Below are 21,921 nucleotides of genomic sequence, written 5' to 3' on the forward strand. Positions count from 1 at the left end.
GTCAGGCGGGAACGATGTTCTCGGCCTGCGGGCCCTTCTGGCCCTGCGTGACGTCGAAGGTAACCTTCTGGCCTTCCTGAAGCTCGCGGAAGCCGCTGGTGGCGATGTTCGAGTAGTGGGCGAACACGTCAGCGCCGCCGCCGTCCTGCTCGATGAAGCCGAAGCCCTTTTCCGCGTTGAACCACTTCACGGTGCCAGATGCCATATTGAATCTCCCTTGGGGGGCAGTGCCGGACTCCACGCCTTGCGGAGCCGAGTCGCCGCGATGATCACCCCTCCGGAAAGATCCGGAAAGCTCTGCAAAGAAAAAATCTCTGGCAACCAAAACTGCAACTGCTATCACGCTAACACAGGTCGGCAGCAGCGGCCACGCATTTTCCGGCCGTCCGGTAATTCTCGCCCCACCGCGGTACGTAATTCTGTACCGGCGGCACTAGGTATCCGCGCGGCGCCCGTCCAGCTCCTGGCGCATTTCCCGGTTGAGGCGGAGGGCGTCGTCGAGCCGGTCCTCGAGGGAGATGATCCGGCACGCGGCCTCGATGGGAGTGCCCTGGTCGACCAGTTCCCGGGCGCGGGCGGCGGTGCGCAGCTGGTGGCGCGAGTACCGGCGGTGGCCGCCCTCCGACCGCAGGGGGGCGATCAGCCCGGCCTCGCCGACGGCCCGGAGGAAGGCGGGTGTGGTACCGAGAACGTCCGCTGCCCGTCCCATGGTGAAGGCGGGGTAGTCGTCGTCGTCGAGGTTGCCGGCGACAGAGGCGTTCTCGGCGGGCATGGCACCTTCGTTTCGGGGACACGGCGGGGAGGGCGTGCGTGGCACCCGCGCTCCGAGACACTCGGCGCCATCTGCCTCGTACCACAACCCTAACTCCGCCGGGGGCGAAGATGTGGCCTCGCCGTGACAGATTTCCGATGCGGCCGTGTGGGCCGGCCGTACGGCCCGCGCCCGCCGTCCTCCTCCGCCGCCCGGAGAGCGCTCCCGGGGCCGGACCGCACCCGGGAGCGTGAGGGCTCCGACGCCGATCAGCGCGGTGCGCCCGTGGTGCCGGAGCGCACCCCGGCGCCGCCGTTCGCTCGGCTGGGCCGCGTCCGGCGGCGCCCGGTCGGGCCCGGCCCGGCACGGCCCTGATCCGGGCCGGACCGTTTCCCGCTCGGCGGCCGGCCGGCGTGTCGTCCCGGGACAGAGGTGACCGACCGCTGGATAGGGGTTGCCAATAGGGGTCGGCCCCTGGATAGGGGTTCCCGATAGGGGTATTACGCGGCTAACGTCTTTTCCCGGTTCTTCGACTTATTTTCCGGTGCTTCGGTCATCGAGCCGCCGGCGGCCGCAGTATCCAGCCCTACGCCGCTCCAAGTAATACCTTCGAGCGCGATTAGGAACGAGGAGAAATCATGGCTCGTAAAACGTTCGCGCTGAGTGCCGAAGAGCTCGAACAGTTCGCTCGCGATGGCTACATCGGTCCTTTCGATCTCTATACCGAAGAAGAGATGGAAAGCAATCTCAGGCAGCTCAGGCCGAAACTGCTCAAGACCAAGACGTCCATCTACAGCGAGGGCCAGACCGAATCCGGGAACACGAACCTGGCGGCCAGTTACGACCGTCACCTCGACGTCGACTTCCTCGCCGAGCACGTCACCCGGCCGGAGATCGTGGACCGGGTGTCCAGCATCCTCGGCCCCGACACGCTCTGCTGGCGTACCGAGTTGTTCCCGAAGTACCCGGGTGACGAGGGCACGGACTGGCACCAGGCGGACAATTTCTCCAGCGTCGACGGCTCGAAGCACCCGCACATCGTGTGGCCGGAGGACGCGGAGTTCGGAGGCACCATCACGGCCTGGACCGCCTTCACGGAGGCGTCGGTCGCGAACGGCTGCCTCCAGTTCATCCCGGGCACCCACACGTCGATGAACTACGACGAGTCGAAGATAATGGAGTACAACCCGGACATCATCAACCAGGTGGAGAAGGACGGCGTCAAGCGCGGCCTCTTCGGCTACGACTACCGGCAGCTGCAGAAGGACCCGGACTGGACTCCCGACGAGTCCAAGGCCGTCTCCCAGGTCATGCGTCAGGGACAGTTCATCCTCTTCTGGTCGACGCTCATGCACGCGTCCCACCCGCACAGCGGAGAAACCGACCAGATGCGGCTCGGCTTCGCCTCCCGCTACCTGCCCACCCAGGTCCGGGTCTACCCGTACTCCGACGAGCTCCAGGAATTCGGAGCGCGCGCCAGTCTCGAGAAGTACGGCTGTGTGATGACCTCCGGTGAGGACCGGTACGGCCACAACCGCTTTGTCGACAGCACTGTCAACGGCTTCCGATTCCCCGTGCACTAGGAGAGATGGAAAAATGAGCGAGACGGACAACCGAATGGCACCGGAAACCCTTCAGGCCTGGGTCATCCACGAGTGCAAGCAGCTCGGCCTGCGGGTGGCGAGCGGCGAGGACGACTTCTTCGAGGCCGGCGGCACGTCGCTCACCGCGGTGAAGCTGATCGAGCGGGCGGAGCGGGAGTTCGGCGACGAGTCGCTGCCCGCGGACGAACTGTTCACCGAGAGCCGGATCACGGAGATCGTGGCCAGCATCCAGCGGAACGGCAAAAACGCCGACGCGGTCGCGGACTAGCAGGTCCGGCGTGGCGGCGACGGGCGACAAGTGGGTGATGACCCTCAAGGCGGCGGCGGCAGAGCCTGCCGGCACGCTGTTCTGCTTTCCCTACGCGGGCGGGAGCCCTGAGACGTTCCGTGGCTGGACCGACGGGATCGCGGACGACATCGAGCTGGTGTGCGTGATACTGCCCGGCCGGGGGCGCCGGCTCAAGGAAGCCCGCTACGACCGGTGGCAGCCCCTGGTGGACGATGTCTTCGAGGCGCTGTCACCGCACCTGGACCGCCGCCACGCCTTCTACGGCCACAGTTTCGGCGGGCGCCTGGCCTACGAGCTGTCCCACCGGGCCGCGGCCGAGTACCCGGGGATGACACGCCGGCTGTTCGTCTCCGGCTGCCGGAGCCCCGACATGCCGCAACGGCGCCCGTACATGCATCAGATGACGGAGAGCGACTTCCGCGACGCGGTGGCGGGCATGGGCGGCACTCCGGCGGAACTCTTCGAACAGGAGAGGCTGATGCGCCTGCTCCTGCCGACGGTGCGAAGCGAGATCCGGCTGGCCGAGCTGTGGGACGACCGCCACGCCTGCGGCGTGGACGTGCCCATCACGGCCCTGTACAGCCCGGACGATCCGATCGACGGCTGGGAGACCATGCGTGGCTGGCAGAAGTTCACCCAGCAGGATTACGAGCTGATCGAAGCTCCTGGCGGACATTTCTTCGTGGACAGTCACCCAGAGTTCGTAACAGATATCGTCAACACACGTCTGGGGAATTTGAATGGATAAGATCGCCCTCTCGGAAGAGGCTCTATCTATTCATCAGAAGATCAATCGGACGGAAGCCGCTTACCCGGCGGAGAGCCTGAAGGAGCTCTTCGAGGCCGCTGCCGCCCGTCGTCCGGATGCCGTCGCGGTCGTCCACCGGGAGCGCAGGCTCACGTACCGCGAGCTGAACGGCCTGGCGAACAGCCTGAGCGGGCGGCTCCGCTCGGCTGGAGTGCACCCCGGCGACGTCGTGGGACTGTGCGTCAAGCGCTCCCCGGAGATGATCATCGCGATGCTGTCGATCATCAAGTGCGGCGCCACCTACCTCCCGTACGACCGCACCTGGCCGGACGAGCGCCTGAGCGGGATCTTCCGCCAGGCCGGCTGCATCGCGCTGCTGACCGACGCGTCCGACGAGATGACGGCCCGCTTCGGGGCGATGCGGGTGGTCCCCGTCGACCCGGCCGCACTGAACGCGGACGAGGAGAACCCTCCCCTGCGGGTCGGTCCCGACTCCATCGCCTACATCGTCTTCACGTCGGGCTCGACCGGATCTCCCAAGGGAGTGCCGATCCGGCACCGGGGCGTCGTCCGCCTGGTGTCCGACGCCTGCTTCGTCTCCCTCGACGAGAATGCCGTCATCCCGCAGCTGGCGTCGATATTCTTCGACGCCGCGGTCTTCGAGATCTGGGGAGCACTGCTGAACGGCGGGACATGCGTGCTCTACCCGTCGGATCACGTCCGGCTGTCGGAACTGAAGCGGGTCGTGCGGCAGAACGGCGTCACGGCGGTCTTCGTGACGACGGCGCTTTTCAACGTGATCGTGGACGAGGCTCCCGGCACCTTCGACGGCGTACGGACGATCCTCACCGGCGGCGAGGCGCATTCCCTGGGACACATCGAAAGAGCGCGGAAATACTACGGGAACGACCGGGTCGTCAGTGTCTACGGGCCGACGGAGTGCTCGGTCTTCGCCACCTACTACCCCATCCGGGACTCCGTCCAGGGCGATTCGGCGCTGCCGATCGGCCTGCCCATCCAGAACACGTCCCTGTACCTCGTCCGTGACGGCGTGCTGTGCGCCCCCGGCGAAGCCGGAGAGGTGTGCCTGGCCGGACCCGGGCTGTCGCCCGGCTATCTGGGAATGCGTGAGCTGACGAAGAAGAAGTACGTCGAGTACGACATCGACGGGGAAAAGGTGACGCTCTACCACACCGGAGACCGCGGCTTCTTCCGGGAGGACGGCAATGTCGTCTTCCAGGGACGGCTGGACGACCAGGTGAAGGTCAACGGCTTCCGGATCGAACTGGGCGAGATCACGCACTTCATGAACGAGGTGCCGCACGTCAAGCAGAGCTATGTCACCACGAGCGAGAAAGAGTCCGGCGAGAAGGTCGTGGTGGCGTTCGTGGTGCCGGCCGACGAGGCGTGTACGCCCCAGGCGTGCCACGACCACCTGGTCAGGAAAGTCCCCGGCTACATGCTGCCCGGGGAGATCCATGTGCGCGAAAGCCTGCCGCTGACGGGCTCGGGCAAGGTGGACCGCAGGGCGCTGTTGTCACAACGGAATGATCAGGAGGCTCCTGAGTCGCAGTGACATGTGCGGCGTTCGGGCACCACACGCACGTGCCTGAGCCATGGGAATCCCGAATGAAGACGACAGAAGGGCAAGGATTTCAGTGACAGCGACCGGGTTGAGCATCAAGGCGGCGACTCTCTGGCTTCCGCCGACCAAACAAGGCCCTGCCGACGGCGAGGTCGGCGCGGCGGACCTGGAACGCATCGGCGTCGAGGAACTGTACGTCGCCCCGGACGACATCGCGCCGCCCCAGATGGCCGTGTTCGCCGCGAAGACCGTCCTGGAGACGAGCGGAGTCGCACCGTCCGACATAAGCTGCCTGGTCCACTCCTTCAGTTACCACCAGGGCTTCGACATGTGGTCGCCGGCGCACTACGTCGCCTTCCAGTCCGGCATCATCGAGGGGCTTCCCGTCAACGTGCAGCAGCTCTGCAACGGTGGCGGCCTGGCACTTCAGCTCGCGGCCAAGTGGCTGACCGCCACCCCCGACGCGAGCGCGGCCCTGGTCACGACCGCGGACCGGTTCTGCGCACCGGGATTCGACCGCTGGGCGACCGACGACGACGCGGCCTACTCGGACTCGGCGACCGCGGTCGTCCTCGGCCGGACCGGGGAGGGCGACGACTTCCTGCACCTCCGTTCGCTGGAGATGGCGTCGGACACCGAGGGCGAGATCCAGATGCGGGGGAACGACGAGTTCACCTCCGTTCCGCTGGGCCACGGCACCCCGATCGACCTGCGCCGCGCCAACAAGGTGTTCCGGGAGTCCGGCGCGGCGGCCCGCATGGTCAAGCTCGGTGTGCCCAAGCTGCACGAACTCGTCGCCCGGGCGCTGCGCTCGGCGGGCATCGAGACCAAGGACATCAGCAGCATCGCCCTGCCGCGTCTCACCCGGACGATGCGCGAGGGCATGTTCAAGCCCGCCATCGCCGAGTACGTGGGCGGAAACCCCCGCTACGTCGAGACCGACACCGGCTGCCTCGGCGCCGGAGACTTCCTCGGCAACCTGGTCGACATCGAGGCCACCCTGAACCCGGGCGAGTACGGGATGCTCATCCAGGGCACCGGCGGATACACCTTCACGTGTTCCGTGGTCCAGGCGCCGGCCGAGTAGCGCGGAGACCGGGGAGGACATGGCCGTGACGCCGAGTACATGGGACCGTGGAACGTACTCCCTGTGGCATGGGACCGTACCCACGTCGACGATCCTCGACCGGAGCGGACCCGCGGACATGTGGGTCAGGGGCGAGGGATCCTGGCTGATCGACGCCGCGGGAAACCGCGCCCTCGACGCCCGCGCGGGCGTGGGCAACATGATGCTCGGCTACGGCAGGACCGACGTCGTGGAGGCGATGACCCGGCAGGCGCAGGAGCTGCCCTACGTCTGCATGGTGCGGTGGGAACTGCCGGCTCCCGTGGTCGTCGAACTGGCGGGGGCACTCACCGAGATCGCCCCTTCCGGCCTCGACCGTGTGCGGTTCTGCCACACCGGCGGCGCGGCGGTCGAGAGCGCGGTCCTGATGGCCCGCTCCTACCACCGGAACAAGGGCCGGCGGGACAAGCGCCTCGTCGTGGGGCTGCGCGACAGCTACCACGGCAGCCCCATGGCGGCCATGGCGGCGAGCGGGCAGCGCATCATGCACTGGCTCTTCGGCCCGATGCCGGACGGCTTCGCCCACCTTCCGGAGCCGACCGGCGATTCCGGTACCGAACTCGCCGCCCAGCTGGACGCGCTGGGGCCGGAGCGCGTCGCCGCGTTGATACTCGAGCCGGTGAAGGGCAGGAACGGACAGCCGCTTCGCGACGCGTACCTGCGAGCCGCACGTGACTACTGCACGAAGAACGACATCGTCCTGATCTTCGACGAGGCGTTCACGGGGTTCGGGCGGATGGGGGAGATGTTCGCGGCCGGCATATCGGGTGTCTCGCCGGACATCATGTGCCTCGCGAAGGGCATCACGGCCGGTTACGCGGCGCTGGGCGCCGTCCTGGCGACCGACGAGATCTACCAGGCGTTCGACACCGGCAGCACGGTGTTCGCCCACGCGTCGACCACGGACGGCCATCCGGTGGCCTGCGCCGCGGCGCTCGCCGCGATCCGCGCGTACGTGAAGGAGGACCTGGTGGCCCACGGGCGGGCACTCGGCCGCCTCCTCCGCGACCGGCTGAACGACCTGCTCGAGGGGGCACCCACGTTCGGGGGCGTCCGGGCCGTCGGCGCGTACGTGGCGGTCGACCTCGTGGACCGGGACGGCAGCCCGCTCTCGATGCAGGACCGCCGCGACCTGGAGTCGGCGTGCCGGCGGCAGGGCGTGCTGGTCCACTACACGCCCGACACGGTCGTGCTGATGCCTCCGCTGACCATGACCACGCAGGAAGCGGAATTCGCGGCGGAACGGTTCGCGGGCGTCGTCTCCGGCCTGCGGCCGACCGTCGTGTAGGGCGTCAACCGCCGGGGCCGGCCCGCCGCGGCCGTCACTTCTCCGCCGAAGACCGGAACGCTCCCATCCCCCCGACCGCGTGTGACGTTTGAGCATGCGGGTGCGCTTGGTATTGCAGACAGCCTGTGTGACGGCTGTGCCCAAGCCACAGACATGAACTGGGGATGAGATGGCTCCGCGTGCAGTACATCATCGGCGCTCGGTGAAGCACCGTGTCCTTGCCGGGGTCTCCGCCGCGGCGGCGGCCGGGATCGCGTTCACCGCGACGATGGCGATGAACGCCGAGGCGGCGTGGACGGCGACGTGGAGCGTGTCGGCCTCCGGCTGGACCCCCGACGACTCGCCCACGGTGTCGGTCGACCGGCAGGGCGACGCCCTCCTGGTCTGGAACGCCTGCGACCTGTCGACGCCGGGCTGCTACTACCGGATCCAGGCCAGGGTGAAGACCGCGGGCGGCACGGTGACGGCGATCCGCACCCTGTCGCCCGACGGTGCCGCGCCGTCCTGGCCGCAGGCCGCCTCCGACGACACCGGCGACTCGGCGGTGGTCTGGCAGCAGGACAGCCAGGTGGTGGGCCGCCGGATCTCGGCCTCCGGCAGCCTCGTCGGTCCGCTCCAGAAGCTGTCCACGTCGGCGCCCGCGACCACCCCGGTGGTCGCCGTGTCCCCGGCCGGCAGCGCGATGGCGGCCTGGACGGAGGTCCGCGACGGAAGCTGGTACGCGGTCGCCCGCCGCATGGGATCCGACGGCACGCTCGGCGCGCCCATCACCCTCGGCTCGGGCACGGCGGACAAGCCGGCCGTCGCGGTGGACCGCAGCGGCCGGTTCGTCGTCGCCTGGGCACGCGACGCGGACGTCGTGGCCAAGCGGATCACGTCGACGTCCGTCTCCGCGGCGAAAGTGCTCACCTCGCCGATCGCGTCGTACGCCGGCTTCGGCGCGGTGCGGGTCGGTGTGGACCGCGACGGCGACGCCGTCATCACCTACCACTCCGGCGGCGGCGCCCGCTCGCAGGTCTGGGCCTCCCGCTGGAGCCGCACCGGCACCCTGGCCGCCCCCCTGCGCATCTCGGCGTCCACGGACAACGTGGGCTTCCACCACGCCCTCGCGACCGACCTCGGCGGCAACTCGATGATCGTCTGGACCCGCCACAACAGCAGCGGCGACCTCGAGCTGCTCGGCCGCCGCCTGTCCGCCGCCGGCACCCGGGGCGCCGTCACCGGCCTGGGCCTCGGCGACCGCCCCGACCTGGCCCTCGACGACGACGGCGACGGCATGCTGGTCTTCCACACGGTCGTCCCGAAGTCGACGCCCCCGTACAGCTACACCAGGACCAGCGCCCGCCTGATCAGCCGTACCGGCACCTTCGGCGCCACGAGGACCCTCACGTCGAACGGCCGCGTACCCCGGGTCGACACCCGCCCGGCCTCCCGGTTCACGGTGGTCTGGCAGCAGGAGAGCTTCCCCTACACGATCAGGTCGGTCACCGGTCCCTGACCGGCTCCGACCGCGGCCGCACCTATAAGCTGGCCGGCCCAGGGGGTGCGACGCGCCGCCCGCCGCTTCGACCGGCCGGCGTAATCCGCCCGCGCCCGGCGTGTGGCCCGGCCGCCTTGGTGATTCGGTGTCGGGAGGAACGCCGGCGCGAGCAGGAGGTTTCCCGATGGCCTCGGACCCGCCCGTACCCTCCCGTCCCACGACACCGCGGCCCCTGACCGAAGCGGCCTTCCGCGACCTGTACCGCCGGCTGCGCGGCCGGGCCCCGGAGGGCGGCGAGAACCGGCGCGGCGCGCTCCACCGGCTGACGCCGGAGCGCGTCGTGGCGGCCGCCGCCGAGGTCCGGTGCGGGCGCACCGTGTCGCTGGCCGCGACCGTCGAGACGCGGAGCGCTCCGGACAGTCCGGAGCCCGCCTCCCACCGGATGACGGCTCCCGCGCACGGCGAGACCGGCGCACCCGGGCTCGTGTTCGCCCGCGACCGGTTCGCCATGAACGTGCACGGGGACGTCGACAGCCACCTCGACGCGCTGTGCCACGTGATCTTCGACGGCGAACTGTACGGCGGCGTCCCCGCGAGCACCGTGACACCGGCCGGCGCCGGAGCGCTCACCCTCGATCTCGTGCGGGACGGCATCGCCGGCCGCGGTGTCCTCCTGGACATCCCGCGGCTGCGCGAGGTGCCCTGGCTCGATCCCGGCGACCAGGTGACCGCCGAGGACCTCGTCGCGGCCGAGGCCGCCCAGCGGACCGCGGTCGGACCGGGCGACCTGCTCTTCGTACGGGTGGGGCACCGCCTGCGGCGCCGCACCCTCGGCCCCTGGGACGTGACGCGCGCACGGGCGGGCCTGCATCCGACGGCCATGGAGTTCCTGGCCGAGCGGGGCGTGTCCGTCCTGGGATCGGACGGCAACAGCGACGCCGCGCCCAGCGCGGTCGCCGAGGTCGGGTTCCCCGTGCACGTGCTGGCCGTCAACGCCCTGGGGCTGCACCTGCTGGACTGGCTGGACTTCGAGGAGCTGGTACCGCACTGCGAGCGGCAGGCGCGCTGGCACTTCCTCTGCGTGATCGCCCCGCTGAGGCTCCCCGCGGCGACCGGCTCCCCGGTGAACCCGATCGCCCTGCTGTGACCGTGCCGGTGCGGGCGACCGCTCCGGGTGCCGCACCCCCCTACGGCGCGTACGTTCGAAGGAGGCAGACCGGCACCGGCCGCGGACCAGGCGAACAAGGACGGTGGTTGCCATGGACGCCCTGCCCCCGTACGACGTCATCGTCATCGGTACCGGTGCCGGCGGCGGCACCCTGGCCCACCGCCTCGCCCCGTCCGGCAAACGGGTGCTCGTCCTCGAACGCGGCGACTACCTGCCGCGCGAACGCGACAACTGGGACTCCACGGCCGTGTTCGTGAAGGCCAAGTACCGGGCCCCGGAGTTCTGGCTGGACCGGCACGGCAACGAGTTCCCGCCCGAGGTGAACTACTACGTCGGCGGGAACACCAAGTTCTACGGCGCGGCACTGTTCCGGCTGCGCCCCGAGGACTTCGGCGAACTCCGCCACCACGACGGCATCTCCCCCGCCTGGCCCCTCGTTTACGACGACCTGGAGCCGTACTACACCCAGGCGGAGCACCTCTACCTGGTGCACGGCCGGCACGGCGAGGACCCCTGGGAAGGGCCGTGCAGCGCCCAGTACGCGTATCCGCCGGTCGAACACGAGCCGCGGATCGAGCAGTTGAGCGTGGACCTGGAGAAGCAGGGACTGCACCCCTTCCACCTGCCGATCGGGGTCAACCTCACCCAGGACGAGGGCGGCCGGGCCACCCACGGCAGCGTCTGCATCCGCTGCGACCGCGTGGACGGCTTCCCCTGCCTGGTCCGCGCCAAGTCCGACGCCCAGGTGATCTGCGTGGAGCCGGCGCTGGAGCACCCGAACGTGGAGATGATCACCAACGCCCGGGTGACCCGGCTGGAGACCGACGCCACCGGACGCACCGTCACCGGCGTGGTCGCCGAGCTGCCGGGCGAGCGGGAGGCCCGGTTCTCGGCCGACGTCGTGGTCGTGGCGTGCGGCGCCGTCAACTCGGCGGCGCTCCTGCTGGCCTCGGCGAACGACCGGCACCCGCGCGGCCTGGCGAACAGCTCGGACGTGGTCGGCCGGCACTACATGCGCCACAACAACCTGGCGCTGATGGCCGTGTCGAAGGAACCCAACGGCACCCGGTTCCAGAAGACCCTCGCCCTGCACGACTGGTACCTGGGCGCGGACGACTGGGAGTACCCGCTCGGCGGGATCCAGATGCTCGGCAAGTCGGACGCCGAGCAGATCCACGGCGAGGCCCCGCGCTGGGCCGGAGCCGTCTCCCCGGACATGCCGTTCGAGGTCCTCGCCCATCACGCCGTCGACTTCTGGCTGTGCGGAGAGGACCTGCCGCAGCCGGACAACCGGGTGACCCTGGAGGACGGCGGACGGATCCGGCTCACCCTCGACGAGGGCAACAACATCGCCGGACTCCAGCGCCTGCGGCACAAACTCCAGCACATGCTCGGCCACCTCGGCATGCACGAGCACCGTCTGCTGTCCCGCAGCATCTACCTGCACAAGGGCATGCCGATCGGCGCCACCGCACACCAGGCCGGCACGGTGCGTTTCGGCACCGACCCGGCGTCCTCGGCCCTGGACGTCAACTGCAAGGCGCACGACCTGGACAACCTCTACGTCGTCGACACCAGCTTCTTCCCGAGCATCGGCGCGGTCAATCCGTCCCTGACGGCCATCGCGAACGCCCTCCGCGTGGGCGACCACCTGCTGGAGCGGCTCGGCTGAGCCCGTGCGCGCCCGTGGACTCCGACCGGGCGAAGATCCTCAGCCGGGCAGCGCAACGCGGTCCGCCGGGACGTGCCGCCGCCCCTCGCCGGTGCTTGTCTGATGCGTGGACCGCCGGGCCACGGAGCCCGCGCAAGCGGGCACGCAGCGGAGGAGCAGGACATCGTGAGTTCCACCGAGGGAACATCCCAGGGCGTGATCCCGGCCCACCTGCTGCGGGGGCAGAAGGCGCTCGTGACCGGCGCGAACTCCGGCATCGGCAGGGCGACGGCCATCGCCCTGGGCCGGGCCGGGGCCGACGTCGTGGTCAACTACGTGGCCGGCGCAGAGGAGGCCGAGAAGGTGGTCGAGGAGATCACCGGACTCGGGGTCCGGGCGGCCGCCTACGAGGCGGACGTCTCCGACGAGCAGCAGGTCGTCGCCATGACGGACCGCATGGTCCGGGAGTTCGGCACGATCGACATCCTGGTCGCCAACGCGGGACTCCAGCGCGACGCCCCGTTCACCGAGATGACCCTCGCCCAGTGGCAGAAGGTCCTGGACGTCAATCTCACCGGCCAGTTCCTGTGTGCCCGGGAGGCGACCAAGGAGTTCCTGCGCCGCGGGGTGGTCCCCGAGGTGTCCCGTGCGGCCGGGAAGATCATCTGCATGAGTTCGGTGCACCAGCTCATCCCGTGGGCCGGGCACGTCAACTACGCCTCCTCCAAGGGCGGCGTGCAGATGATGATGGAGACGCTGGCCCAGGAGCTCGCCCCGAAGAAGATCCGCGTGAACGCGATCGCCCCCGGGGCCATCAAGACCCCCATCAACCGAGGCGCCTGGGAGACGCCCGAGGCCCGGGAGGACCTGCTGCGGCTAATCCCGTACGACCGCATCGGCGACCCCGAGGACATCGGCTACGCGGCCGTCGGGCTCGCCTCCGACCTCATGGACTACGTCGTGGGCGCCACCCTGTACGTCGACGGCGGGATGACGCTCTTCCCGGGCTTCGCCACCGGCGGCTGACCCGTCCCACCCGCGCCGGTCCCGGGAGGGACGACACCATGCACACGGTCCTGCTGCTGGCGGACGCCCCGGCGCAGACGCTGCCGGCCAGATCGATGATGGCCTTCACCCTCGTCACGCACATCGTCCTGGTGCCGCTGGGCGTGGCGCTGCCGCTGATCACGCTGATCATGCACGGCTACGGTCTGCGCCGGAACGACGCCACCGCCCTGCTGCTGGCGCGGCGCTGGTCGGCCGTCATGGCGGTGCAGTTCGCGATCGGCGTGGTCACCGGCACGGTGCTGTCCTTCGAGTTCGGGCTGCTGTGGCCGGGCATGATGGGCCGGTGGGGCGATGTGTTCGGCATCGGCTTCGGGGTCGAGGCGTGGGGCTTCTTCCTGGAGGCCGTCCTCATCGCCATCTACCTCTACGGCTGGCGACGGCTGCCCTCCCGGGCCCACTTCCTGCTCGGACTGCCCCTGCCGTTCGTGGCGCTGCTCGGGGCCTTCGGCATCCTGGCCGCCAACTCGTGGATGAACACACCCCGCGGCTTCAGCCTCGACGCCGCGGGCAACCCCGTGGACGTGAACGTCCGCAAGGCGATCTTCACGCCCATCTTGGGCCCGGAGTACTGGCACTTCGTCGTGGCGATGTTCGTCACGGCGGGCTATGTCACGGCGGGCGTCTACGCCATGGGCTGGCTGCGCGGCCGCCGTGACCGCTACCACCGGCTCGGCTTCACGATCCCCTTCACGTTCGCCGCGGTGTGCACGCCGGTGCAGTTCGTGCTCGGCGACTCCATCGCCCGGCAGGTCTTCCACAAGCAGCCGGTGAAGTTCGCCGCCATGGAGATCGTCTGGAAGACCGACACCCACGTCCCGGAGTACCTGTTCGGCCGGCTGCATCCGAACGGCACCATCTCCGGCGGCATCAGGATCCCGCAGCTCGACTCCATCCTGGCCGGCTTCCGCCCGGACACCAAGGTCACCGGGCTGACCACGGTCCCCGCGAGCGACCGGCCGACGCCCACCCAGGCCACCATCGTCCACTGGACCTTCGACATCATGGTGGGGATCGGCTCGCTGCTGTTGCTGCTCGCGCTCTGGTACGGCGTCCTGTGGCTCTGGCGCCGCCGGCTGCCCGCCTCCCCGTGGTTCTTCCGCGCCGCGGCGTGCGCGGGCGTCGCCTCCGTCGTCGCCGTCGAGTGCGGGTGGATCACCACCGAGGTGGGTCGCCAGCCCTGGATCGTCTACCAGAACATGCGGGTCGCCGAGGCGGTGACGGCGACCCGCTCCACCAGCCTGTGGATCATGTTCGCACTGGTCGTCGTCGTGTACGTCTTCGTCTTCGGGTCGTTGCTCGTGGTGCTGCTGAAGATGCGCACACGCTGGCGACTCGCGGACCGGCAGGGCGGGCCGCTGCCGCCGAAGGAGACACCGGAGCCCGACACCCCGGAGACCGACACCCCGTACGGGCCGCGCTCCACCGGGAGCCGGCTGTGATCGCGGGGGTCATCGCCGTCGTCCTGCTGCTCGCGATCGCCGCCTACGCCTGCGGCGGCGGCACCGACTACGGAGCCGGGTTCTGGGACCTGACCGCGGGCGGCGCCGAGCGCGGCAAACGACCGCGCCGGCTGATCGACCACGCGATGGAACCCGTCTGGGAGGTCAACAACGTCTGGCTGGTCTTCGTGCTGGTGATCATGTGGACCGGTTTCCCGGTCCTGTTCCAGCAGGTCTTCACCACCATGTGGCTGCCCCTGGCGCTGGCCGCCGTGGGCATCGTGCTGCGCGGCGCCGGCTTCGCCCTGCGCAAGCCCGTCCGGCGGCTGGCCGGCCGGCGCCTGTACGGGGCCGTCTTCGCCGTCTCCTCCCTGCTGACGCCGTTCTTCCTCGGCGCCGCGGCCGGCGGGGTCGCCTCCGGCCGGGTGACCGCCACGACGACGGCGTCCACGGACGCCTGGGCCAACCCCACCTCCCTGCTGTTCGGCCTGCTCGCCATCGCGGCCACGGCGACCCTCGGCGCCGTCTTCCTCGCCGCGGACGCCCGCCGATTCGCCGAACCGGACCTGGACCGCTACTTCCGCCGACGGGCCCTCGCCGCCCTCGTCGCCGTCGCCGTGCTCGCCGTCGTCACCCTCTTCGTCACCCACGGCGACGCCCCCCACGTCTGGCACGGCCTCACGCACGGCACCGGTCTCTTCTTCGTGATCGTGGCGGTACTGGCCACGCTCGCCACCGCATGGCTGCTGACCCGGCCATCCGGGGCCTGGTCCCGGGTCACGGCGGTCGGCGTGGTCGCGTCGGCCGTCATCGCCTGGGGCATGGCACAGCGCCCCTACCTCGTCCCGACCTCGCTGACCGTCGCCCAGGGCGCGGGCGCCCACACCACCCTGCGCTGGCTGGCGCTCGTCACCCTCGTCGCCGTCGTACTCGTCATCCCCGCGGTCGCCCTGCTGTACCGGCTGGACACGCACGGCGAACTGGAGGGCCTCACCGACGCCGACCTGCGGCGGTGAAACCCTGAACCGGGCGGTCCGGCAGCGCCCTGAAGGGGCGCGGGGAACCGCGACCGGCCCCCGCGGACCCGCGGCCGATCGACGGCCCGTCGCGGCCCCGCAGCCAAGTGCTCAGCGCTTGGCCAGCGCCTCGTTGAGGGTGATCGCCGAGTCGATGAGCGCAAGGTGTGTGAACGCCTGGGGGAAATTACCGAGTTGCCGGCCCGTGGGGTCGATCTCCTCGGAGTACAGGCCCAGATGGTTGGCGTACCCCATCATCTTCTCGAACACCAGCCGAGCCCGGTCGGTCCGGCCCGCGCGAGCCAACGCGTCGACGTACATGAACGTGCACAGGGAGAAGGTGCCCTCCGAGCCGCGCAGGCCGTCGGGCGAGGCATCGGGGTTGTACCGGTAGACCAGGCTGTCGCTGACCAGCTCCTGCTCCATGGCGTCCAGGGTCGCCGTCCACATCGGGTCCCCGGGGGTGATGAACCCGACCGTCGCCATGCGCAGCAGCGAGGAGTCGAGGACCTCACTGCCGTAGTGCTGGACGAAGGCCTGCCGGTCCTCGCTCCAGCCCTTGGCCATGACCTGCTCGTAGACGGCGTCCCGTTCGACCCTCCAGCGGTCGGCCGCGGACGGCCAGCCCTTCGCCTCGGCGAGGCGCAGCGCGCGGTCGAACGCCAGCCACGACATCACCCGGCCGTAGGTGAAGGACTGGCGGCCGCCGCGGGTCTCCCAGATGCCCTCCTCCGTCTGGTCCCAGTGGTCGGCCAGCCACTCCAGGTCCGTCCGCAGCGAGGTCCAGCCCCCGTAGCCAACCTGGAAGCCGTGCTGGTGCGCGAAGTAGATGCTGTCCAGCGCCTCGCCGTAGATGTCCAGCTGGAGCTGGGTGGCGGCGCCGTTGCCGATCCGGACCGGGGCGGAACCCGCGTAGCCCTCCCAGTGGTCGAGGATCTGCTCGTTCAGCTCGGAGGAGCCGTCGACCTTGTACATGATGTTCAGCGGGCCCGTGCTCCCGGTGCTGCCGGCCCGCTCCTTGACCCGGTCACCGAGCCAGATGATGAACGCCCTGGCCTCCTCCGTGAAGCCCAGTCCCAGCAGGGCGTACACGGAGAAGGAGGCGTCGCGGATCCAGGTGAAGCGGTAGTCCCAGTTGCGCTCGCCGCCCAGTTGCTCCGGGAGGGCCGCGGTGGGAGCGGCCACCACGGCGCCGCTGGGGGCGAAGGTCATGAGCTTCAGCGTGATCGCGGACCGCTCCACCACCTCCCGCCAGCGTCCGGTGTAGCGCGACTGAGCGAGCCAGGACCGCCAGAACGCCGCCGTCTCGCCGAAGAGCCGTTCGTGTTCCTCGCGCCGGATCTCCCTGGGCGGTCCGTCGGCACCCATCTCCAGGATCAGCCCGCGCTGCTGGCCGGCCGTCAGGGTCAGCGAGACCTGGAGGTCGGCGTCCCGGTGCGTCAGGACGTCCGAGAACCGCTCGTCCTCCGGCTCCCGGATGGGGTGCACGGTGAGTTCCGTGCCGTCCTCCGCGACGAAGACCGCTCCGTGCGGGGTGACGTGCACCTCGTGCTTGCCGCGCCCGTAGTCGAACCGGGGGGCGACCTCCACGTCGAAGGTCATGGTGCCGCGCACACAGCGGACCAGGCGCACCAGCCGGTGCCGGCGCGTGGTCGTCCTACCGGTCACCGGCATGAAGTCGACCACCTCGCCGGCGCCCGCCTCGGTCATGAACCGGGTCACCAGGATCGCCGTGTCGGGCAGGTACAACTGCTTGGTCGAATGCATCGGGTGGGCCGGCCGGACCGTGCAGTGGCCGCCCTTCTGCCGGTCCAGAAGCGCCCCGAACACACTCGGCGAGTCGAACCGCGGGGAGCAGAACCAGTCGACCGCCCCCTCGGTGGTCACCAGTGCCGCGGTCTGGAGATCGCCGATCAGTCCGTGGTTCTCGATCAGCGGGTAGTCGTCCATCGGGGCGCCCCTTCCGGCCTGCGATTCACCCGAACGCACCCCCTCGATCAGGCTAAGTCGCAGCCCCGGCACCGGCTCGTCGGACGAGATCCCTGGGGCGACCGGGCCCTTCCGCCCCGGACGGCGCCACCTGCGTTCCCTAGCCCCGGGCGGGGCCACACGGGGTCCCGTCCCTACGGAAGTGGATCAGATCCATCCGGACCTCCTGGGGACGGGATCCGAGGTGGTCACGGACGGCACGGGGAGCCGAGGTGGTCACGGACGGCACGGGGATCCGACGTGGTCACGGACGACACCGGGAGCCGGGAGGTACGGACGGCACCGGGAGTCGGGCAGGTTTCGGTCCGGACTCGGCCCGCGAGAGCGGTCGCCGTCCGCCGGAGCGGTGGCCGTTCGCCGGAGCGGTCGCGCCGTTCGCCGGAGCGGTGGCCGTTCCGCGGCGGTGGTCACCGTTCCGCGGCGGTCACCGTTGCGGCGCGGACACGGCCCGCACCGCTGCCGCCAGAACCTCGGCCGGGCTCTCCGAGTCGTTGATGTCGATGGTGACGCCCGGTTCGTCGGCGTGCAGCGGATCCAGCGTGGCGTACTGCGAGTCGAGCAGCTCCGGCGGCATGAAATGGCCCTTCCGCCGTGTCAGGCGCCTCTCGGCCACCTCGCGGTCGAGGGCCAGGTACAGGAACCACACGTCCGCTCCCGTGTGCCGGAACTGGTCGCGATACGCGCGCTTGAGCGCGGAGCAGGCGGCGACGCCTCCGTGTCCGCTCGAAGCGGTGGTCCGGATCCACACGGTGATCGCTTCCAGCCAGGGCCGCCGGTCGGCGTCGTCCAGCGGGTGCCCGGACGCCATCTTGAGGCGGTTCGACGCGGAGTGGAGGACGTCCCCCTCCAGGAACGGCACACCGAGGAACCGCGCGAGCCCGGCTCCCACGGTGGACTTGCCGGACCCGGACACGCCCATCACGATCACCACGCGCGAACCGCCACCGTCCGGGCCGGCGATCCTCCCGGAACCGGGGTCGGAATGCATGCCTCCACTATCACCCGCACGCCCCGGCCGGTGCAGCCCTGGACACTCGCGGACTCGATGTGCAGCCGCGCGCTGTCCGAGGTCCGCGGCCTCGTCGCCGATGGAGTGCTGAGCATTCCCCGGGGCCGGCCGTTGCCGCTCGAACGCTTCACGGAGGTCATCGCCTTCACCGAGTCACACGTTCATGGTCACCCGTTCATGGCGGCGAACCGCTCCTCGTCCTCGAAAAGGGCCGGGACGAGGACGACGAGTAGGACGCGGTGTTACAGATACGGCCGCGGCCCTCGCACGACCCGAGCGCCCGGTGCGGGGGCGCCCCCCGTCACGCGTGGACCTAGGCGGCCTCGGATCGCGCCGCACGCCTGCCCGAGGCGGGCTCCTGTGCGTCGTCGAGCGGCCAGATCTCTTCGTCCCCGAAGTCCGGGGCCTGGAAGGGGTTGGTCGCCGGAGGCGGCGACGCCGCGGTGGAACGGCGGGGTTGCCCCTCCACGGCGGAGAACAGCGACGTCAGATCGATGGGAGGACTCTCTTTCGTGACAGGTCCCGGAAGGGGCCTGGTGTGCCGTGACCGGGCACAGCGGTCTTACAGCTTGGTCATCTTGGCGTACGGGCTCAAGATCCGCATCTGCGCCGAGCCGAAATCCACGAGCGCCGCGATTCCGTCCTCGATACCGATCACTCGGCCGAGGCCGTACACGTCGTGGGTGACCTGGTCACCCACGGCGAAGTGCTTGGGAACCGGTGTGACCGGGGCCTTGAAGGGGCTGGTGGGCAGATGACGCTTCGGCGCAGCAGGCTTTGTCATGGCTCAGTATGCACCTACGCGCATCCCGTTTGCTGTGGTCGTGGGCACAGATCCACACGGGGACAACCGCTTCACGCCCCCTGACCTGGGGATTCGATACCTGGCGCGGCAAAACTGAACCACGGCTCCCCTCCCCTGACGCCGGACGCCCCCGTCCTAGCCCCGGCCCCCGGAAACGGTCCCCTGGTCCCGCTCCCGGAAACGGTCCTCCGCCCCGGCTCCCGGAAACGTTCCTCTGGTCCCGGCTCCCGGAATCGGTCCTCTGGTCCTGCTCCCGGAAACGGTCCTCCGGCCCCGGCCCCCGGAAACCTGATCGCGTGGGCGGCGGCCCGGCTCTACGCAGTCGGCTCGTCCTCGCCGCCGGGGGCGAGCGCGAACATCCCGCCGATGCGGTTCCACATGAAACCCTCCCGCCAGCCGGGCCCGTCGAGCATCCAGCCGAGGAGCGCTTGCAGGACCTTCTCCTGGGACACCGTCCGGGTCTGGTAGTGCTCCGCGGGGACACCGTCGCGGTACTCCAGCTGGTAGGTGTTGTCGTCGCGGAACCAGACCTGGATGTACCAGTCGCCCTCACGTTCCTCGTCCCGCCGCTCCAGGATCAAGTACTCGTTGCCGCGCCTCAGTTCGGCGAGCATGGTCCCCACTGCCGGCTCCGTGGGACGCCGCACTTCGCGGCCCCGGCCGTCCGTCGCTGTCAGCATGGATGGATTGTGACGGGTGGGTCCGACAAGGGCGCCGGCCGCTTCCCGAACCCGTGGGCCCGTACGCATCGAGTCGCTGTCTTCGTCCGGATACCGGCACCGCCTCGGGGTACCCGCCGCGCAGCACGGCCCACGGCCGAGTCCGGTACGCGGTGACAGCAACGGAGAGCCAGATGAAGGTCCGCCGAACAGAAGCCCTGCCGACTCCCGCGCGGATTCCGGCGGGTAGGCGGTCCCCCCATGTCCTGGCCGGGCGGTACCGGCTGGGCGGGCGGATCGGATCGGGAGGCATGGCCGACGTCTACGAAGGCGTCGACACGCGCCTCCGGCGGCGCGTGGCGGTCAAGGTCTTCCGGCCGGGCGCCGAGCCGCGGACCGAGGACCGTCTCGCCGGGGAGGCCGTCCTCCTGGCCGGCCTGCAGCACCCCGGGCTGGTCACCGTCTACGACGCCGGCCGCCACGACGACCGCACCTACCTGGTCCTGCAACTGGTCGACGGCCCCACGCTGAGCGGCCTCCTCGCGCGCGGCGCGCTGCCCCAGCGGCGAGTGGCCGATCTGGGCACCGCCCTGGCGGAGGCGCTCGCCCACGTCCACGGGGCCGGGATCGTGCACCGCGACGTCAAACCGTCGAACGTCCTGCTCGATCCGGACGGTGCCCCGCACCTGGCCGACTTCGGCATCGCACGCCTGGCGGACGCCACGCGTCACACGGCTCCTGACGTGCTGACAGGAACCGCCGCCTATCTGGCGCCCGAACAGGTCGAGGGCGGGCACGTCGGGCCGGCCGTGGACGTCTACGCGCTCGGCCTGGTCCTGTTGGAGTGCCTGAAGGGCGAACTCGAATACCAGGGAACCCCCTTGGAGGCATCGATCGCCCGGCTGCACCGCCCGCCCACGGTCCCCGCCTGGCTCTGCCCGGACCTGGCCGCCCTGCTCGAGGCCATGACCGCCCGGCACCCCGAGGAGCGCCCGGACGCCGAGCAGTGCGCGCACGCTCTCTCCTCCCTCGACCTCTCGTCACTCGACCCCGGAGCCGCCCCGCTGCCGCCCCCGCCGCCCTCCACGGCCCGCCTCTCACCAACCGGCGCCGTTCACCCCTCCGCCGAAGCGCCCACACACAGGCGGGTCGTGACGGTCGCCGGGTCCCGGCCTCCGGGTGGCGCACGGGGGCACCGCCGCACCGCGGTGGGGACCGCCCTGGCCGCACTCTCCGTGGCCCTCGGGACGACACTCGCCGTCGCTCCGGGCGCCGGCGGGAGCGGTGACGACCGCGCCGGCACGACCCGGACCGTCGCCCATCCGCCGTCCGGCACGGGAATCTCCCGGAGCGGGCCCGGCACCGACGCACCGGCCGCCGGGACTCACCGGGACCAGCCCTCCTCCGGTACGTCCGACGCCTCCGGTACGTCCGACGCCTCCGGTACGTCCGACGCCTCCGGTACGTCCGACGCCTCCGGTACGTCCGACGCCTCCGGTACGTCTGACGTCTCCAGGACGTCCGACGCCTCCGGTCCGGCGGACGGATCCGCTGCCGAGCCCGTTTCCCTGAACCTGGACTCCTCCGACCCGGCAGCCCCGACGCGTCGGGCACCGGCCCGGCAGCACGGTGCGGAAACCCGTAAGCCGGCCCCGCACCACTCCGGGGGCACGGACGACCACCCCCGCCACGAGCCGCACAGTGCCCCGGAACCGCCGGGAAAGGCCGACGCATCCCCGCACCACCCGACACGGCAGGACCACGGCTGAGGGCCTGCTGTCACGGAGACGATCAGAGCGGCCCGCTCCGGCAGCCGACCGAACGCGGACGTGCGGCCCTCCCGGCAACCGGGACCAACGCACCGGCCCACGACCCCTCGGGGGGCCACTATCGCCCACAACAGCTACGTGAGGAGCGTGTTCGGCAGTGCCGGCTCGTACGCGATGTACGCCCCCTGCCCCCCCACACACAGCAATAAAGTCGTGTGGGCGGGATGGCACCGCTGTTGACCGCAGTTGTCCGTCCTGAAGGGCACGCCAAGGGCACGACGTAAGGGCGTGTGGGGGCCTGTGCGCACATGCTCTACGGGCCCCGGTACTGCGTCGGTGCGATGACCGGTTTCGGCAGGTTCTTTGCGCGTGCGCAGGCCGGCGGGCGAATGGCTTCGAGTCCGTCATGGTGCGTGCTCTGCCGACTGCCGCACCACTACCATCCCGGTCCTTGCATGCGAAGGCCGCCGTCCGCCC

At 70.4% G+C, this 21,921-nt stretch carries 19 protein-coding genes; 13 read left to right on the forward strand and 6 right to left on the reverse strand.

Annotated features, from left to right (window positions below; genetic code table 11):
- Position 1: 1 nt before the first annotated feature.
- Positions 2 to 205: a cold-shock protein gene (locus tag JK361_RS20120; protein WP_007383480.1), complete on the reverse strand. Its 204-nt coding sequence runs from the start codon at positions 203 to 205 to the stop codon at positions 2 to 4.
- A gap of 228 nt (positions 206 to 433) precedes the next feature.
- Positions 434 to 772 (reverse strand): helix-turn-helix domain-containing protein, encoded by a 339-nt coding sequence (locus JK361_RS20125; RefSeq protein WP_201820193.1) that lies wholly within the window; start codon positions 770 to 772, stop codon positions 434 to 436.
- 617 nt (positions 773 to 1,389) lie between these two features.
- Between JK361_RS20125 and JK361_RS20130 the strand changes: the two genes are divergently transcribed.
- The 12 genes from JK361_RS20130 to JK361_RS20185 all read left to right on the forward strand — a co-directional run bounded on the left by JK361_RS20130 (position 1,390) and on the right by JK361_RS20185 (position 15,213).
- Entirely contained in the window at positions 1,390 to 2,334 is a 945-nt protein-coding gene (locus tag JK361_RS20130) for a chlorinating enzyme (protein ID WP_201820198.1), read from the forward strand.
- A gap of 13 nt (positions 2,335 to 2,347) precedes the next feature.
- Entirely contained in the window at positions 2,348 to 2,623 is a 276-nt protein-coding gene (locus tag JK361_RS20135) for a phosphopantetheine-binding protein (RefSeq protein WP_201820201.1), read from the forward strand.
- A gap of 10 nt (positions 2,624 to 2,633) precedes the next feature.
- Complete coding sequence (locus tag JK361_RS20140) at positions 2,634 to 3,392, forward strand: thioesterase II family protein (protein ID WP_201820203.1); 759 nt, start codon at positions 2,634 to 2,636, stop codon at positions 3,390 to 3,392.
- Positions 3,385 to 4,968, forward strand: coding sequence for an amino acid adenylation domain-containing protein (locus tag JK361_RS20145; protein ID WP_201820206.1), 1,584 nt, complete (start codon positions 3,385 to 3,387; stop codon positions 4,966 to 4,968). The genes JK361_RS20140 and JK361_RS20145 overlap by 8 nt, the downstream gene beginning before the upstream one ends.
- Before the next feature lie 82 nt (positions 4,969 to 5,050).
- Complete coding sequence (locus JK361_RS20150; protein WP_201820209.1) at positions 5,051 to 6,064, forward strand: beta-ketoacyl-[acyl-carrier-protein] synthase family protein; 1,014 nt, start codon at positions 5,051 to 5,053, stop codon at positions 6,062 to 6,064.
- 25 nt (positions 6,065 to 6,089) lie between these two features.
- Positions 6,090 to 7,391, forward strand: coding sequence for an aminotransferase family protein (locus tag JK361_RS20155; protein ID WP_201820213.1), 1,302 nt, complete (start codon positions 6,090 to 6,092; stop codon positions 7,389 to 7,391).
- Positions 7,392 to 7,593: 202 nt separating this feature from the next.
- Positions 7,594 to 8,889: a hypothetical protein gene (locus tag JK361_RS20160; protein WP_236053269.1), complete on the forward strand. Its 1,296-nt coding sequence runs from the start codon at positions 7,594 to 7,596 to the stop codon at positions 8,887 to 8,889.
- Positions 8,890 to 9,055: 166 nt separating this feature from the next.
- Positions 9,056 to 10,018, forward strand: coding sequence for a cyclase family protein (locus JK361_RS20165; RefSeq protein WP_201820216.1), 963 nt, complete (start codon positions 9,056 to 9,058; stop codon positions 10,016 to 10,018).
- Positions 10,019 to 10,130: 112 nt separating this feature from the next.
- Positions 10,131 to 11,711 (forward strand): GMC oxidoreductase, encoded by a 1,581-nt coding sequence (locus JK361_RS20170; RefSeq protein WP_201820219.1) that lies wholly within the window; start codon positions 10,131 to 10,133, stop codon positions 11,709 to 11,711.
- Positions 11,712 to 11,921: 210 nt separating this feature from the next.
- On the forward strand, positions 11,922 to 12,716 hold the full coding sequence (locus JK361_RS20175; RefSeq protein ID WP_236053317.1) for an SDR family oxidoreductase: 795 nt from the start codon (positions 11,922 to 11,924) through the stop codon (positions 12,714 to 12,716).
- A 38-nt stretch (positions 12,717 to 12,754) separates the two neighbouring features.
- Positions 12,755 to 14,197, forward strand: a complete 1,443-nt coding sequence (locus JK361_RS20180; protein ID WP_201820224.1) for a cytochrome ubiquinol oxidase subunit I — start codon at positions 12,755 to 12,757, stop codon at positions 14,195 to 14,197.
- A complete protein-coding gene (locus JK361_RS20185) occupies positions 14,194 to 15,213 on the forward strand; it encodes a cytochrome d ubiquinol oxidase subunit II (RefSeq protein WP_201820226.1) in 1,020 nt (339 codons plus the stop codon). Before JK361_RS20180 ends, JK361_RS20185 begins: the two co-directional genes overlap by 4 nt.
- Before the next feature lie 111 nt (positions 15,214 to 15,324).
- On the opposite strand, the gene JK361_RS20190 is transcribed toward JK361_RS20185, so the two are convergent.
- The 4 genes from JK361_RS20190 to JK361_RS20205 form a co-directional block, all read right to left on the reverse strand.
- The gene (locus JK361_RS20190; RefSeq protein ID WP_201820228.1) at positions 15,325 to 17,163 is read right to left on the reverse strand and encodes a glycoside hydrolase family 15 protein; all 1,839 of its coding nucleotides are present in this window, start codon (positions 17,161 to 17,163) and stop codon (positions 15,325 to 15,327) included.
- A 463-nt stretch (positions 17,164 to 17,626) separates the two neighbouring features.
- Positions 17,627 to 18,190, reverse strand: coding sequence for a gluconokinase (locus JK361_RS20195; RefSeq protein WP_201820231.1), 564 nt, complete (start codon positions 18,188 to 18,190; stop codon positions 17,627 to 17,629).
- Positions 18,191 to 18,773: 583 nt separating this feature from the next.
- Complete coding sequence (locus JK361_RS20200) at positions 18,774 to 18,995, reverse strand: hypothetical protein (protein ID WP_201820234.1); 222 nt, start codon at positions 18,993 to 18,995, stop codon at positions 18,774 to 18,776.
- 335 nt (positions 18,996 to 19,330) lie between these two features.
- Positions 19,331 to 19,696, reverse strand: a complete 366-nt coding sequence (locus JK361_RS20205) for a hypothetical protein (protein ID WP_236053270.1) — start codon at positions 19,694 to 19,696, stop codon at positions 19,331 to 19,333.
- A gap of 173 nt (positions 19,697 to 19,869) precedes the next feature.
- Between JK361_RS20205 and JK361_RS41320 the strand changes: the two genes are divergently transcribed.
- Positions 19,870 to 21,444 (forward strand): serine/threonine-protein kinase, encoded by a 1,575-nt coding sequence (locus JK361_RS41320; RefSeq protein ID WP_268983151.1) that lies wholly within the window; start codon positions 19,870 to 19,872, stop codon positions 21,442 to 21,444.
- The last annotated feature ends 477 nt before the right edge of the window (positions 21,445 to 21,921 follow it).

This window comes from Streptomyces musisoli, from assembly GCF_016741855.1.
GTDB lineage: Bacteria > Actinomycetota > Actinomycetes > Streptomycetales > Streptomycetaceae > Streptomyces > Streptomyces musisoli.

Coding starts and splice junctions, on each gene's coding strand:
- JK361_RS20195 (WP_201820231.1), bottom strand. CDS start 18,190: ATGCATTCCGACCCCGGTTCCGGGAGGATCGCCGGCCCGGACGGTGGC.
- JK361_RS20130 (WP_201820198.1), top strand. CDS start 1,390: ATGGCTCGTAAAACGTTCGCGCTGAGTGCCGAAGAGCTCGAACAGTTC.
- JK361_RS20145 (WP_201820206.1), top strand. CDS start 3,385: ATGGATAAGATCGCCCTCTCGGAAGAGGCTCTATCTATTCATCAGAAG.
- JK361_RS20165 (WP_201820216.1), top strand. CDS start 9,056: ATGGCCTCGGACCCGCCCGTACCCTCCCGTCCCACGACACCGCGGCCC.
- JK361_RS20135 (WP_201820201.1), top strand. CDS start 2,348: ATGAGCGAGACGGACAACCGAATGGCACCGGAAACCCTTCAGGCCTGG.
- JK361_RS20200 (WP_201820234.1), bottom strand. CDS start 18,995: ATGACAAAGCCTGCTGCGCCGAAGCGTCATCTGCCCACCAGCCCCTTC.
- JK361_RS20170 (WP_201820219.1), top strand. CDS start 10,131: ATGGACGCCCTGCCCCCGTACGACGTCATCGTCATCGGTACCGGTGCC.
- JK361_RS41320 (WP_268983151.1), top strand. CDS start 19,870: ATGAAGGTCCGCCGAACAGAAGCCCTGCCGACTCCCGCGCGGATTCCG.
- JK361_RS20180 (WP_201820224.1), top strand. CDS start 12,755: ATGCACACGGTCCTGCTGCTGGCGGACGCCCCGGCGCAGACGCTGCCG.
- JK361_RS20205 (WP_236053270.1), bottom strand. CDS start 19,696: ATGCTGACAGCGACGGACGGCCGGGGCCGCGAAGTGCGGCGTCCCACG.
- JK361_RS20120 (WP_007383480.1), bottom strand. CDS start 205: ATGGCATCTGGCACCGTGAAGTGGTTCAACGCGGAAAAGGGCTTCGGC.
- JK361_RS20125 (WP_201820193.1), bottom strand. CDS start 772: ATGCCCGCCGAGAACGCCTCTGTCGCCGGCAACCTCGACGACGACGAC.
- JK361_RS20190 (WP_201820228.1), bottom strand. CDS start 17,163: ATGGACGACTACCCGCTGATCGAGAACCACGGACTGATCGGCGATCTC.